Origin of the sequence: Rhodococcus sp. EPR-134 (genome assembly GCF_001647205.1) — a bacterium.
GTDB lineage: Bacteria > Actinomycetota > Actinomycetes > Mycobacteriales > Mycobacteriaceae > Rhodococcus_F > Rhodococcus_F qingshengii.
In genome coordinates, this window is the sequence record NZ_LVCT01000779.1 from 1 (window position 1) to 661 (window position 661).

The window sequence follows — 661 nt, forward strand, 5'->3', positions numbered from 1 at the left end:
TCTTCTGCAAATACACATCAGACGACGTCAAGCGATACTCGCCCTGCATGAACTCCAACTGATTCACAATCGCCGCATGCGAGACCGCCACACCCTTCGGCCGACCCGTCGACCCCGACGTGAAAATCACATACGCCGTATTCGACGCCCGCAACGGCGAGCGCCGATCCACATCAGAAACCCGCGCACCCGAAAAACCAGACACATCAACAACATCCACACACACAACCCGACGACCCGACGCCACGAAACCATCACGCTCCGTCGACACCACACACACCGGATCAGCCGAATCCAACACATACTCATTACGCGAGGACGGCGCATCAGGATCCAACGGCACCCACGCCCCACCCGCACGCACAATCGCATACAAACCAACCAACAAATCAACCGACCGCCGAACAGCCAACCCCACCAACGACTCCGGCCCAACACCCAAACCAATCAAATAACGCGCAAACCTATTAACCCTCTCATCGAACTCCCCATACGAAAGCACCACATCCCCACACACCACCGCACGCGAACCCGAACAAACCCCCACCACAGAATCAAAACCATCCAACAACAACCCACCCACAACCGGACGAGACGTGTCGTTCCACGACTCGAGCACCAAAGCACGCTCAGACACAGTCATGACCTCGACGTCACCGAC

At 57.0% G+C, this 661-nt stretch carries 1 protein-coding gene; it reads right to left on the bottom strand.

Annotated elements, in window-relative coordinates:
• Nucleotides 1-643 (bottom strand): AMP-binding protein (locus A2J01_RS35560; RefSeq protein ID WP_331715368.1); only part of this gene is annotated, 643 nt, incomplete at its 3' end.
• Nucleotides 644-661 lie beyond the last annotated feature (18 nt).